At 36.8% G+C, this 14,653-nt stretch carries 8 protein-coding genes and 1 pseudogene; 5 read left to right on the top strand and 4 right to left on the bottom strand.

Going from position 1 to position 14,653, the window contains the following annotated elements; all coding sequences use genetic code 11:
- Window positions 1-167: 167 nt before the first annotated feature.
- From smc to MTZ49_RS11690, 4 genes and pseudogenes are all read right to left on the bottom strand, one after another.
- The gene (smc, locus tag MTZ49_RS11705) at window positions 168-3,662 is read right to left on the bottom strand and encodes a chromosome segregation protein SMC (RefSeq protein ID WP_264745721.1); all 3,495 of its coding nucleotides are present in this window, start codon (window positions 3,660-3,662) and stop codon (window positions 168-170) included.
- A gap of 16 nt (window positions 3,663-3,678) precedes the next feature.
- Window positions 3,679-4,473: pseudogene (gene apbC / locus MTZ49_RS11700) on the bottom strand (iron-sulfur cluster carrier protein ApbC); the annotation flags it as partial.
- A gap of 61 nt (window positions 4,474-4,534) precedes the next feature.
- Complete coding sequence (ung, locus tag MTZ49_RS11695) at window positions 4,535-5,233, bottom strand: uracil-DNA glycosylase (protein ID WP_264745720.1); 699 nt, start codon at window positions 5,231-5,233, stop codon at window positions 4,535-4,537.
- Complete coding sequence (locus tag MTZ49_RS11690) at window positions 5,226-6,422, bottom strand: AI-2E family transporter (RefSeq protein WP_264745719.1); 1,197 nt, start codon at window positions 6,420-6,422, stop codon at window positions 5,226-5,228. Before MTZ49_RS11690 ends, ung begins: the two co-directional genes overlap by 8 nt.
- A 246-nt stretch (window positions 6,423-6,668) precedes the next feature.
- On the opposite strand from MTZ49_RS11690, the gene htpX reads away from it, so the two are divergent.
- The 5 genes from htpX (at window position 6,669) to MTZ49_RS11665 (ending at window position 14,653) form a co-directional block, all read left to right on the top strand.
- Window positions 6,669-7,547 (top strand): protease HtpX, encoded by an 879-nt coding sequence (gene htpX, locus MTZ49_RS11685; RefSeq protein ID WP_264745718.1) that lies wholly within the window; start codon window positions 6,669-6,671, stop codon window positions 7,545-7,547.
- A gap of 127 nt (window positions 7,548-7,674) precedes the next feature.
- Window positions 7,675-8,454, top strand: coding sequence for a type I methionyl aminopeptidase (map, locus tag MTZ49_RS11680; RefSeq protein ID WP_264745717.1), 780 nt, complete (start codon window positions 7,675-7,677; stop codon window positions 8,452-8,454).
- Between the two features lie 19 nt (window positions 8,455-8,473).
- Window positions 8,474-11,173, top strand: a complete 2,700-nt coding sequence (locus MTZ49_RS11675) for a [protein-PII] uridylyltransferase (RefSeq protein WP_264745716.1) — start codon at window positions 8,474-8,476, stop codon at window positions 11,171-11,173.
- A gap of 18 nt (window positions 11,174-11,191) precedes the next feature.
- Complete coding sequence (gene dapC, locus MTZ49_RS11670) at window positions 11,192-12,391, top strand: succinyldiaminopimelate transaminase (RefSeq protein WP_264745715.1); 1,200 nt, start codon at window positions 11,192-11,194, stop codon at window positions 12,389-12,391.
- 156 nt (window positions 12,392-12,547) lie between these two features.
- Window positions 12,548-14,653 carry a carboxy terminal-processing peptidase gene (locus MTZ49_RS11665; protein ID WP_264747878.1) on the top strand — a complete coding sequence of 702 codons (2,106 nt, stop codon included), beginning with the start codon at window positions 12,548-12,550 and terminating at the stop codon, window positions 14,651-14,653.

Genomic DNA, 14,653 nt, shown 5'->3' with positions numbered 1-14,653 from the left:
ATAACAGCTATGAGAACAATAGAGCATTTATTAAATTTATTGTGGTAACTCAATCTCTCAAAAAATATGCCAAAAAAACTTATCAATTATAAACAATGGGTTATATAAAATATAAACTTATACCAAAGTATAATAAAAGCAAATAATTGACAATTTTTGTCACTGCCTTACACTTCTGTTAGTGCTACTGCTTCTTCCATATTAACTGCAACTAAACGTGAACAGCCGGGTTCATGCATTGTAACACCCATCAGTTGATCGGCCTGTTCCATGGCTATTTTATTATGGGTAATATAGATAAACTGTACTTTTTCGGACATTTCTTTAACTAAGTTAGCATAACGACCAACGTTAGTATCATCTAATGGTGCGTCTACTTCATCTAGCATACAGAAAGGAGCTGGGTTTAGTTGGAAAATGGCAAATACTAGTGCTAATGCTGTTAAAGCTTTTTCCCCACCTGACAGTAAGTGAATAGTACTGTTCTTTTTACCTGGTGGTCTTGCCATAATTGCCACGCCTGTACTTAACAAATCTTCTCCAGTAAGCTCCAGTGATGCCATACCACCACCAAACACTTTAGGAAATAGTTTTTGTAGGCCATCATTAATTTTATCAAATGTCTCTTTAAAACGTTGTCGCGTTTCTTTATCAATTTTTTGGATAACATTTTCTAAAGTAGCCAATGCCTCTACTAGGTCATTATTCTGTGCATCTAAATAGTTTTTACGTTCAGATTGTTGCTGATACTCTTCAATAGCCGCTAAGTTTATCGCTCCTAAACGATTAATACGTTCAGTTACTTGCTCTAAACGTTTTACCCAATCTGCTTCATTAGCTTCTTCTGACAAATTTTGTAGTAAGGTATGTAAATCATAACTATCTTCTTGCAACTGCTCTTGAAAAGATTTTTTACGAACATTTAACCCTTGCCAATCCAAACGTTGCTGTTCTAACTGCGACCTTAAAGCTTGTGATTGTTGCTCTGCCCTTATACGACGCTGTTCTGTTTCACGTAGCGAACTATCAGCATCTTCTAAAGCCAAACGTGCTTGTTTTAACTCTTCTTCTACTTGTAAACGTTTTTCTAACTGTTCTTCAAGGCTAAAACGTAACTCTTCTATAGGTGCACTACCCTCAGCCAATTGTGATTGCAATAATTCTTTTCGCTCTTGTAAACGACCAATTTGTTGTTTTAATCGTTGCAACGATTGCTCTATTGCTTGTTGCTGCGTTACTAAGCCATTTAGTTTAATTGATAACTGGTGTAATTGATCTTTTTGAACACGCTCTTCCCGACGCCAATGTTCTAATTGCGTTTGTAACTTACCACGCTCACTCTGCAAGGTAATATCTTGCTGAGCATATTCAGCCATTTGATCTAAAGCTTCTTGTAATAAAGCCCTAGCTTGCTTTAACTCTTCATGCTGTGCTTGTTGCTGTATAGTTAGTTCACTAATTTCTTTATCTAAATACTGACGACGTTGAGTTACTTGCTCTACCTGTGCTCGACGCGCTACTAACTTAGCTTTTAACTCACCCATTTGTTGGGTTAATTGTTGCAATTTCTTATGTTGGTCGGCTAAGGATTGTTCTTTATTCTGTAGTTGCTCATTAAGCTGTTCTATCTCTTGCTGGGTTTGCTCAATAATCTCTTCTAATTGCGCTTGCTGCTCTACTAGCTTATCTAGTTCTTGCGCTCTGGCTAATACACCAGTAGTGGTTTGCTCACCCCGCTTAATGCGAATAAAGTCACTACCTACCCAATAGCCATCTTTTGTAATAAGGCTTTGTCCTAACGTTAACCCTGCTCTTTGTGCTAATGCCTCATCTAAAGTTTCCACAGGAATAACCATAGCTAACCACGAAGGTGCAATATCTTTACTTATTACTTTATCCAACAAGCTAGCAGAATTAGTAATAGTTGTATTCATAGCAATAGGCTGAATAAGTCTTAACTCACCTTGCGTAAAACTATGTAAATTTGCGTTGTCCAATGAGTCACAAATAATCGCTTGTAAATCAGCCCCTAAAATGGTTTCAACCGCTAATTCCCAACCCTCTACTACTTTTAAACGATCGGCTAAATGTTGATTATTTGCTAAACCCTGCTCAGTTAACCATTGGGCAGTTTTACTATCAGGATTTAACGCTGCCTGCTGCAATGCTTCTAATGAGGCAATACGACCAGCTAAACGTTGACTATCATTTTGTTGCTTCTGATAACGTTGATCTAACTCTGTACGCTGACCACGCAAGTTTTGAATAGCTTGTTGAAATTGTCCTTTTTCTTCTTCAACTTGTTCAATAACGAGTTCAGACTCAGACAACTGCTCATTTAATAGCAAAATTTCGGCTGCTTGTGGATCAGCATTTAACTGTTCGCTCTCACTAACAAAGCGTTGCATGCGTTCAGCAATACGCTCTAAACTTTGCTCAAAGTGTTGCGTGCGAGATTGTTGTACCTCTGCCTGACGTTTTGTATCATTGCTTTTTTGAGTAAACTCATGCCATTGCTCTTGCCAAGTGGCCATGGCTGTTTCAACTTCATGCAGTTGAATAGCCGCTTCTTCTGTTTTGGCTGCTAATAATTCTTTTTCTGGTTCTAATAATAAAACTTCTTCAGCAATAATAGCCAACTGCTCTTCATCTGCTGTAATAGTTGTTAACGCTTCTTGATAACTATGTTCTGCTTCTATACTGTCTTCTTGTAATTGCTTTAATCGTTGTTGACTATGTTGAATACTTTGTTCAAAACGCGCAATTTCACCACCAATTGCATAAAAACGCCCTTGCACCTGATTGAAATGCTCAGATAAATCATGATGTTTATCACGATGTTGTTCAATATGGGTATCTGCATTTTGTTGCTCAGTGATTAACGCCTCTAACGCTAATTCTTGTTCTCGAATAATGCGCTGATGATTCTCTGTCTGGCTATGTAAAGTTTGCCAGCGTATCGCTGTTAACTCTGCTTTTAACTGTCTTTCTTCTATTTTATATTGTTGATACTTTTCAGCCGATTTAGCCTGCGAATGTAAACGTTCTAACTGTCTACCTAGCTCTTCCCTTAAATCAGATAAACGTGCTAAGTTTTCTTGAGTACGATGAATACGATTTTCTGTTTCACGACGACGCTCTTTATATTTAGAAATACCTGCTGCTTCTTCTATATAATTACGTAAATCCTCAGGCCGAGCTTCAATTAAGCGGGAAATCATGCCCTGCTCAATAATCGAATAACTACGCGGCCCTAACCCTGTTCCTAAGAAAATATCGGTAATATCGCGACGACGACATTTTGTACCATTTAGAAAGTATTGATTTTGACCATCTCGTGTAACCCGACGACGAATAGAAATTTCTGCGTAACTAGCGTATTCACCTAGTAAAGTACCATCACTGTTATCAAAGATTAGTTCAATGGAGGCTTGGGTTACAGGTTTACGTGTATTAGAACCATTAAAGATAACATCTATCATGGATTCGCCACGTAGGTTTTTAGCCGAACCCTCACCCATTACCCAACGCACAGCATCAATAATATTAGATTTACCACAACCATTTGGCCCTACTACTGCCGTCATATTTGTAGGGAAATAAGCAGTCGTAGCATCCACAAAAGATTTAAAACCTGCTAGTTTGATCGACTTTAAACGCATAACCCGCTAACTTCTCTTATTCATCAGTGGTTTCTATAAATGGCATAGCAGCAGCGGCCACTTTTAGCTGTGCTACTTGCTGTACCATTTGCAGAGCAATGGCTTGATAAAGCTTAGCTTCATCACTAGCAGGATTTGCAAACACGGTTGGTTTACCTGAATCAGCTTGCTCTCTAATAGACAATGATAAAGGTAATGAACCTAATAGATGAACGTGGTACTGTTTAGCCAGTTTCTCACCACCACCCTCGCCAAATAAATGCTCAACATGGCCACAATTAGAACAAATATGCACAGCCATATTTTCAATGATACCTAACACAGGAATATTTACTTTTTCAAATAAACCTATCGCTTTTTTGGCATCAATTAAGGCTAAATCTTGTGGTGTAGTCACAATTACCGCAGCAGTAACTGGAACTTTTTGTGCTAACGTTAATTGAATATCGCCTGTACCAGGTGGCATATCAATAATTAAATAATCTAACTCACCCCATGCTGTTTGCGTAAGTAACTGTAATAATGCACCTGATGCCATAGGACCACGCCATGCCATAGGTGTTTGATCAGAGGCTAAAAAAGCCATAGACATTACTGCCACATCATGTGCTTTAATAGGTACAAAATATTTTTCATCTTTTACCGCTGGCTTAGTGCCTTCTGGCAAACCAAATAGAATACCTAAGCTAGGGCCATAAATATCTGCATCAAGAATGCCTACTTTTGCTCCTTGCTGACTTAAAGCGAGTGCAAGATTAGCAGCCGTGGTTGACTTACCAACGCCACCTTTACCAGAAGCCACTGCAATAATATGAGCGACTGAATCTAACATAGAAGCAGATGTTGTCATTTAATTTCCAAATCAATTTACATTACAAAGAATTTACAACAGCGGGTAATTGCCAGTTAATAGGTGTAATACCACGCTGTTCTAAGAAATAATTAGCTTTACTAAAATGCCCATTGCCTAAAAAACCACGATGAGCGGATAAAGGCGAAGGATGTGCAGAGCATAAAACAAGATGCTTAGTGGGATCAATCAAATTTCTTTTACTTTGCGCATGCGAGCCCCACAACATAAATACCACACTAGTACAGTGTTGATTTACTTCTTGAATAACCCTATCAGTAAACTGTTGCCAACCTTGTTTAGAATGCGAAGCTGCTTTATTAGCCTCCACTGTTAGCGAAGTATTTAATAGTAATACACCTTGTTCAGCCCAAGATTGTAAACAACCATGTTTAGGTGGATCAATATTTAAATCTCGTTTGATCTCTTTATATATATTAACCAAAGAAGGTGGAATAACAACACCTGGCTGTACAGAAAAACTAAGGCCATGTGCTTGATTAGGACCATGGTAAGGGTCTTGACCTAAAATCACTACTTTTACAGCATCAAGTGGTGTACTGTTTAATGCATTAAAAATGAGCGAACCTTTAGGATAAACTATTTTACCTGCTGCTTTTTCAGCCCGTAAAAAGTCTCCCAAAGCGGTCATATATGGCTTTTCAAATTCGTCTTGTAAAACATTTTTCCATGATGTTTCTAAGGCAACTTCTTTAGTCATTTCCGTTATCCGTTCCTTTGCTGTTTTGATTACGTTTCCTGTTGTTATAGTACCTACGTTTTTTACGTTGAGGAGCTGGTTGGTTTCCATCAGCTAAAGCATGAAAACTTTCAGCTTGACTAGTGTCCTCTAACTGTAAACGTCTTTCAGTTAATATTGCCCATACAGTAATAAACATCGCCGCCACTAATGGCCCCAATACAAAACCATTAATACCAAAAACAGAAATACCACCTAAGGTTGACAACAGAATTAACCAATCTGGTAATTTAGTATCTTTACCTACTAAAATGGGGCGTAATACATTATCAATCATGCCAATAACCACTGCACCAAAGACAATTAAACTAACACCTTGCCAAATCATACCTGTTACCAAGAAATAAATAGCTACAGGCCCCCACACTAAACTAGCACCTACTGCTGGTAATAGTGAAAGAACAGCCATAATGGTGCCCCACAATATAGCACCCTGAATACCATAAAACCAAAAAGCAATACCACCTAATGCTCCCTGTATACAAGCTACGATAATATTACCTTTGACAGTTGCTCTAATAACAATAGAAAATCTTTCATATAAATCAGATTTACGGTCATCAGAAATAGGGATAGCACGCTTGATACTTTGTCCTAACCATGACCCATCACGTAATAAAAAGAACAACAAATACAGCATTACACAGAGGCTAATCGCAAATTGTAGTGTAACCTGCCCAATACTATAGGCTTGATTACCTGCAAAACTTAACGCTTTCATTCCCACATTGGCTAATCTATCTTTGATATCAGCGATATCTAAATTCCACCCCATTCTCTCCATTAAACTTTGTAAAGGAGCAGGTAAACCATCCATAATATGTTGTAAATATTGGCCAATATCAAACTTACCCTCTTTCATCCGGGTTAATAATGCAGAACTTTCTTGAAATAATGAATTAATAACAAAAATAACAGGAATAACCACTATTAAGATACAAATACAAACAGTAATAAAAGCCGCTAAATTATTTTTGCCCTTTAAACGATGCTCTAAATTTCTTTGCATAGGGCTAAACAAAATAGTTAAAATAATAGCCCAAAAAATAGCGCCAAAAAATGGCAACATAATGTTTAAGAAAGCACAGCTAAAAAATACTAAAATGACAAAAAAAGTAAATATTTCAAGCTTATTATTACTCGATTGCATAGTTGGCCTAATGGTAAAATCCATTCAATTAATAAAAGGTGATAATAGTAGTAGTTTTATAGGGATAAATCTATTCTTTTTCGACTAAAGACAATCTATGAAGCACTTCAATTATTTAATATTGATAGTCTTGAAAATTTTTCAGACATAGTTTGAAATAAACCTTTGCTTGAACTTCTCTCTAATAAACCTTATACAACACAAGTATAAAAAACAAAATAGTTTTACTTAGGAGTTTTTAGCTAGATGACACGTATTTTCCTATATCTATTAACCAACTTAGCCATTGTCGTAGTAGCAGGTATTGTACTAAGTTTATTGGGTTTTTCAGGTTATATGGGGCAAGATGGCCTTAATTTAACTGCTTTACTTATTTTCTGTGCTATTGTTGGCTTTGCTGGATCATTGATCTCGCTGTTTATATCTAAATTTATGGCCAAACGAGCCATGAATGTACAGGTAATTGAACAACCTAGAACACGCCATGAGCAATGGTTAATCCAAACGGTACAAGAGCTTTCTCAAAAAGCAGGTATTAAAATGCCAGAAGTGGGTATTTTCCCTGCTTATGAAGCTAATGCTTTTGCCACAGGCTGGAACAAAAACGCTGCCTTAGTGGCAGTCAGTCAAGGTTTACTTGAGCGTTTCTCGCCTGATGAAGTAAAAGCGGTACTTGGTCATGAAATTGGCCACGTAGCTAATGGCGATATGGTAACGCTTGCCCTAATTCAAGGGGTAGTTAATACCTTTGTTATGTTTTTTGCCCGTATTATCGGTTACTTTGTGGATAGAGTAGTCTTTAAAAATGAAAATGGTCGCGGCATAGGTTTCTTTGTTGCGACAATTGCCGCTGAACTAGTATTAGGTATATTAGCCACTATGATTGTTATGTGGTTCTCAAGAAAACGAGAATACCGTGCAGATTATGCAGGTGCTTCATTAGTAAGCCCTATTGCAATGATTTCAGCATTACAACACTTACAGGCTGAAGCCAATATTCCTGCTGAAATGCCCGATAGCTTACAAGCATTTGGTATTAATGGTTCATTAAAAAGTGGCTTACAAGAACTCTTTATGAGTCACCCTCGCTTAGAAGATCGTATTACAGCGCTTCGTCAACAATAGTTTTTTCTCTTATAACTAAGGTCTATAAAAATATAGATCTTAGTTCTGCAACTTTTTAGTTTTTTCCAATTGAACCTGTTAAAATAGCGACTTTCTATAAATACAATATGACTTTTGACGAGAACTTATGAGTGTAATCATTAAAACAGCTGAAGACATTGAAAAAATGCGCATTGCTGGCCGTCTAGCAGCTGAAGTATTAGAAATGCTAGATGAACATGTTAAAGTAGGCATAACCACGGACGAATTAAATACTATTTGTCATGACTATATCGTTAATGTACAACAAGCTATCCCGGCTCCATTAAACTATCATGGTTACCCTAAATCTATTTGCACTTCTGTAAACCACGTTGTTTGTCATGGTATTCCAAATGATAAGCCATTAAAGAATGGTGATATTGTTAATATTGATATTACGGTTATTAAAGATGGTTACCATGGTGATACCAGTAAAATGTATTTACTGGGTGATGTTCCTGAGTGGGCAGACCGTTTATGCAAAGTCACTCAAGAATGTATGTATATGGCTATTGAATTAGTAAAACCTGGTGCACACTTAGGTGATATTGGTGCAATTATTCAAAAACATGCAGAGAAAAATGGCTTCTCTGTCGTACGCGACTATTGCGGACACGGTATTGGTACTGGTTTCCACGAAGCACCACAAGTTTTACACTATGGTAAAACAGGCACAGGTTTAGAGCTTAAAGAAGGCATGATCTTTACCATCGAACCGATGATTAACCAAGGTCGTTATGAGACACGCACATTAGGTGATGGCTGGACGGCTATTACTAAAGATCGTAAATTATCAGCCCAATATGAGCATATGATCTTAGTAACCAATCATGGCTATGAAGTATTAACATTACGTAAAGAAGAAACTTTTCCCCGCAGCAATTAGTAGTTGGAGATAAGTGGTTATGAGTAGTACTGCTGAACTATTTGATCAAGGGCAATTCCAAGCAGAACTTGCCTTAAAATCAAGTCCTATTGCAGCTTTTAAAAAAGTGATTAAGCAAGCATGTACTATTCTAGATCAACGCTTTTGCACTGGTTACGACATTCGTAAGCTCATCACTGAACGTGCATGGCTTATTGACCAAATTCTTATACAAGCTTGGAAGCAATTTAGCTGGCCAGAATCTAACCGAATTGCACTATTAGCAGTAGGTGGTTATGGTCGTGGAGAATTGCACCCTCATTCAGATATTGATGTATTAATTCTTATAGAAAATGGTTATCAAGAGCAGTTTACCTCCTCTATTGAGAAGTTTTTAATGCTGTTATGGGATATTGGTTTAGAAATTGGTCATAGTGTTCGTACACTGGATGAATGTGCTGAACATGCCCGCAATGACCTAACAATCATTACCAACCTAATTGAATGCCGTACCATTACAGGGGCAGATACTCTCCGCAAACAAATGCTAGCGGCAACCAGTACTGAACATATGTGGCCAAGCTCAGAATTTCTTATTCAGAAATACCTTGAGCAAAAAGCTCGCCATGAAAAATATAACGATACAGAATATAACTTAGAACCCAATGTAAAAGGTTCTCCTGGTGGCTTAAGAGATATTCAAACTATTTTATGGATTGGTCGTAGAGAGTATGGCAAATTAAAACTACATGCCATGATTGCTAAAGGCTTTATTACAGAAAATGAATATCGTGTAATGAATGCCTCGCTGCTTTTTTTATGGAAAGTACGCTACGCCCTACATATGTTAGCTAACCGCGCAGAAGACCGCTTACTGCTCGACTATCAAGCTAAAGTAGCCAATTTATTAGGTTATACGGCGGAAGAACCTAAAGTAGCCATTGAACAATTAATGAAGAAATATTACCGAATGGTAATGAATGTTTCGAGCATTAATGAAATTATTTATCAGCATTTTAAAGAAGTTATTTTAGAAAAAAATAAAACGCCTACTATCACGCCACTAAATAATCATTTTCAAATACGTAATGATTTTATTGAAGTTACTCAACCTGATGTATTTAAAAAAGAACCCTCTGCTCTTTTAGAGATCTTTTTAGTACTGGCAAAAAACCCTGCAATATGGGGAATTAGGGCAAATACTATTCGCCTATTATGTGAAGCTAGACATCTGATTAATGATAAATTTCGGCATGATCCTACAAACTCACAACTATTCCTCGACCTATTTAAGTGTGAGTCAGATATTCATCGTAACCTAAGACGCATGAATCGTTATGGTATTTTAGGCCGCTATATTCCTGCATTTGGTCATATTGTTGGACAAATGCAATATGATCTATTCCATATTTATACGGTAGATGCACATACCTTAAATGTTATCAAACATTTAAGAAAACTGTCTCGTTCAGAGATGATGGAAAAGTTTCCATTACCTAGCAAAGTATTCCTAAAACTGGCTAAACCTGAATTAATCTACTTAGCAGGCTTATTTCATGATATAGGCAAAGGACGTGGTGGTGATCACTCAGAAATTGGTGCAGAAGAAGTATTTAATTTTGGTAAGCTACATCGACTCCCTACAGAAGACACTGAACTTATTGCATGGTTAGTGGCTAACCATTTGATTATGTCTACCACCGCTCAACGCAAAGATTTAACTGATCCTAAAGTAATTAATGATTTTGCACTACGCGTAGGCGATGAAAATCATCTTAACTATCTGTATGTACTAACCGTAGCTGATATTAACGCTACCAACCCTACTCTTTGGAATTCTTGGCGTGCCACCTTACTACAACAACTTTATACAGAAACCAAACGTGCCTTAAGACGCGGCTTAACCAATCCGCTAGGTCGCAATGAGCAAATTCATCAAACCCAACAAGCTGCTATGGATATTTTAATTCGTAGTGGTATTGATGAAGATGAAATTATGTCGTTATGGTCGCAAATGGGAGAAGATTACTTTTTACGTCATACTTCCAGTGATATTGCTTGGCATACCGAAGCTATTTTACATCACGAAAATAACCAAGACCCATTAGTGCTATTTAAACAAACCTCACAACGAGGTATTGGTAGTGCATCACAAATCTTTATTTATGCACCCAAGCAATGGGATTTCTTTGCAGTAACAGTATCTATTATGGGACAACTGAACCTTAGTATTCAGGATGCACGAATTTTACCTTCAACTTCTAAGTTTTCACTAGATACCTATATTGTTTTAAATGAAGATGGCTCATCCATAGGTCAAGATCAACACCGTATAAATACCATACGTGAAGAACTTATTAATGGTCTAAAAAATCCAGAAAACTATCAAACTATTATTCAACGTCGTGTGCCTAGGCAGCTAAAGCACTTTACCTTTAAGCCAAGAGTATCTATTTATAATGACCCACAAAACGATGTTAGCATTGTACAAATAGAGGCTCCTGATAGGCCTGGTTTACTAGCACGTATTGCTAAAATATTTTTGTCTTATGATTTAACCATTCAAGGTGCTAAAATAACCACCTTAGGGGAGCGAGTAGAAGATAACTTTTTAGTTATTGATAAAACAGGTCATGCTATCTCTGACAATGAACTAATAAACGAACTACAGCAAACTATTATTAACAAGCTATCAGAAACCTCTCAACCTGCTTCTGATAATTTTATACTATCTATTTAACTTAAAACTATTAACAATATGAATCCATTACTAGAAAAATTACAACCTTATCCCTTTGAAAAATTAAGGGTTTTATTGAGTGATGTAAAAGCAAACCCTAATAAAACAGCAATTGCTTTATCTATTGGCGAACCAAAGCATGAATCCCCTGCTTTCGTTAAACAGGCTCTAATAGAACATATTGATAAACTAGCCGTCTACCCTACTACCGCTGGTTTACTATCATTACGTCAAGCAATGGCTAGCTGGGTTGAGAAACGTTTTACTGTACCTGATGGCTGGGTAACACCTGAACAGCATATCTTACCTGTTAATGGTACTCGTGAAGCTTTATTCTCTTTTACGCAAGCAGTTATTGATAACACCAAAGATGCTTTAGTGGTAAGTCCTAACCCTTTCTATCAGATTTATGAGGGAGCAGCATTATTAGCTGGCGCTAAACCTCATTATTTACCTTGTTTAGCTGAGAATGGCTTTAACCCAGACTTCGATGCTGTACCATCTGAAATTTGGCAGCGTTGCCAAATTTTATTTTTATGCTCACCTGGTAACCCCACTGGGGCGCTTGTTCCTGTAACAACACTTAAAAAGCTTATTCAACTGGCTGACACTTATAATTTCATTATTGCTTCTGACGAATGCTATAGCGAATTATATTTTGATGAAAACAGCCCACCTGCTGGTTTATTAACAGCCTGTGCAGAATTAGGACGCAATGATTTTGATAAGTGTGTAGTTTTCCATAGTTTATCAAAGCGCTCTAACCTACCTGGATTACGTTCTGGTTTTGTTGCTGGTGATGCCAAAATATTAAAACAATATCTGCTTTACCGCACCTACCATGGCTGTGCTATGGCAGAACACACACAATATGCAAGTATAGCTGCTTGGCAAGATGAACAACATGTTATTGCTAATCGAGCCCTCTATCGTGCAAAATACGATGCTGTTTTAGAGATTCTAGCGCCTGTTATGGATATTCAAAAACCTGATGGTGGTTTTTATTTATGGCCTAAAACCCCTATAGCAGACACTGAATTTACTAAACAATTATTAGTGAAACAAAACGTACTGGTAGTACCTGGTTCTTACTTGTCTAGGGAGGTAGATGGTTTTAATCCAGGCGCTAACAGGGTAAGGATGGCTTTAGTAGCACCTATTGATGAGTGTATAGAAGCCGCACACCGAATAAAAGAATTTCTTACAGAATATAGTTAGGAAAGACTAAATTATTGTTTTATTATCCCTTTTATTCTGGCGTAATATTATTTATTAATTAATGGAACAATGTTAAAACCCATGAAAAATATTTCCACTAAAAAAATTATATCCACACTTTGTGCTTTTAGCTGTACAGGTGCTTTACTTTTTTCAATGGGCATTACTGCACCTAGTGTTTTGGCAGATGTGTCGGCTACTCCTGCCAAAACAACCACTAAAAAAGATGCAAAAGCAGTAGCTTGGAAAGACCTTAAACCTGATGAAAATCAGATTATTACCAGTTTAAATATTTTTGAAATATTACGCCGCCATCATTACTTAAAATTACCACTTGATGATGCTCGCTCAACAGTTGTATTTGATAGTTATCTAAAATCTTTAGATCCTCAACGGAGTTTCTTTTTACAATCAGATATTGATGAGTTTGCACCATTACGTACACAATTTTTCCGTCTACTACGCTATGGACAATTAAAACAAGGTTATACTATCTATCAACGTTATTTAGAGCGTGTACAAAGTCGTGTTGAGTTTCTACTAGCTAAACTTGAAAACGGTATTGATAAAATTGATTTTAATAGTAATGAAACATTATTAATTGATCGTGAAAAAGCCCCTTGGCCAAAAGATCTAGCTGAACAACATGATTTATGGACTAAACAGTTCACTGATGATGTATTACGCTTAAAATTAACCAATAAAAAGAACGAAGATATTACTTCACAACTCACGAAGCGTTACCAAAATCAATTAAAACGCTTAAAACAAATTTCCAGTGAAGATATCTTCCAAAGCTATATCAATGCTTTCGCGACTTCTTATGATCCACATACTGAGTATATGTCACCAGAGACTGCGGAAAACTTTGATATCAATATGAGTCTTTCTTTAGAAGGTATTGGTGCTGTTCTACAAAGTGATAATGACTATGTCAAAATTGTCCGTTTAGTGCCTGCTGGCCCTGCTGCCAAATCAAAACAACTTGCTCCAGCCGACCGAATTGTAGCTGTAGGCCAAGATAAAGAAGAAATGATTGATATTATTGGCTGGCGTTTAGAGGAAGTTGTTAAAAAAATACGTGGCGCTAAAGGTTCCAAGGTTCAATTAGAAGTTATTCCTGCTTCTAATCCACCTGGAGATTTGACTACCAAGAAAGTCACCATAATCCGTGAGGCCATTAAACTTGAAGATCAAGCAGCAAAGAAATCTGTGCTTAATCTAGATTATCAAGGTAAATCAAGAAAAATTGGAATTATTGAACTGCCTACTTTTTATCTTGACTTTAAAGGCGTTAGAAATAATGACCCTAACTATAGAAGTAGTGTTCGTGACGTAAAAAACTTACTCACAGAACTTAAAAAAGAAAAGGTAGAAGGTATTATTATTGATCTGCGTAATAATGGTGGTGGCTCATTACAAGAGGCTACTGAATTAACAGGTTTATTTTTACCCTTAGGACCTGCTGTACAGGTTCGTGATAGTAATGGACAAGTGACAGTGCTTGATGATGCCTCAGCATCTGAAAAAGATGGTAAAGTTAAACAATCGCCTATCTATAATGGCCCACTTATTATCTTAGTCAATCGACTATCTGCTTCTGCTTCTGAAATTTTTGCAGGTGCTATGCAAGACTATCATCGTGCATTAATAGTAGGTAGCCAAACCTTTGGTAAAGGTACTGTACAATCTGTATTACCATTAAAACATGGAGAGCTTAAATTAACTGTTGCTAAATTCTATCGTGTTTCAGGACAAAGTACGCAAAATCAAGGAGTTGTACCTGACATTAGCTACCCTTCTATTATAAATACTGAACAAATTGGTGAAAGCAGCCTACCTGAAGCGATGCCATGGGATACTATAAATCCTGCTATTTCAGCGATTAATAATCCCTTTAGTACTGTATTAGATAATTTACAGCAAAAACATGATGAGCGTGCTAAAAATAATCCAGATTTTGTTTACTATAAGCAACGTGCTGATTTAGTAAAAAAACTGGCTGAAGAAAAAACACTTTCGTTGAATATAAAACAACGTAAGCAACAAAAAGATCAAGCAGAGCAAGAACTGCTTAATCTAGAGAATACTAGACGTATCGCTAAAGGTGATAAGCCTATTGATAAATTAGATGCATTAGAAACTGAATTTAATAAAGAACTCGAAGAGAATGCAACGCCAAAGCCTGAAAAAGATGGTTATTTAGTAGAAACAGCTCATGTTTTATTAGACTATATTACCTATCATGAGCAAACAAAGTAG

This window comes from Entomomonas sp. E2T0 (genome assembly GCF_025985425.1).
Classification (GTDB): domain Bacteria; phylum Pseudomonadota; class Gammaproteobacteria; order Pseudomonadales; family Pseudomonadaceae; genus Entomomonas.
The sequence above is the reverse complement of the archived record's forward strand: the minus strand, read 5'-3'. Positions and strand labels throughout refer to the sequence as shown.

What these genes read in the sequence shown, in the direction of transcription:
- smc (WP_264745721.1), bottom strand. Translation starts at nt 3,662, where the DNA reads ATGCGTTTAAAGTCGATCAAACTAGCAGGTTTTAAATCTTTTGTGGAT.
- ung (WP_264745720.1), bottom strand. Translation starts at nt 5,233, where the DNA reads ATGACTAAAGAAGTTGCCTTAGAAACATCATGGAAAAATGTTTTACAA.
- MTZ49_RS11690 (WP_264745719.1), bottom strand. Translation starts at nt 6,422, where the DNA reads ATGCAATCGAGTAATAATAAGCTTGAAATATTTACTTTTTTTGTCATT.
- htpX (WP_264745718.1), top strand. Translation starts at nt 6,669, where the DNA reads ATGACACGTATTTTCCTATATCTATTAACCAACTTAGCCATTGTCGTA.
- map (WP_264745717.1), top strand. Translation starts at nt 7,675, where the DNA reads ATGAGTGTAATCATTAAAACAGCTGAAGACATTGAAAAAATGCGCATT.
- MTZ49_RS11675 (WP_264745716.1), top strand. Translation starts at nt 8,474, where the DNA reads ATGAGTAGTACTGCTGAACTATTTGATCAAGGGCAATTCCAAGCAGAA.
- dapC (WP_264745715.1), top strand. Translation starts at nt 11,192, where the DNA reads ATGAATCCATTACTAGAAAAATTACAACCTTATCCCTTTGAAAAATTA.
- MTZ49_RS11665 (WP_264747878.1), top strand. Translation starts at nt 12,548, where the DNA reads ATGGGCATTACTGCACCTAGTGTTTTGGCAGATGTGTCGGCTACTCCT.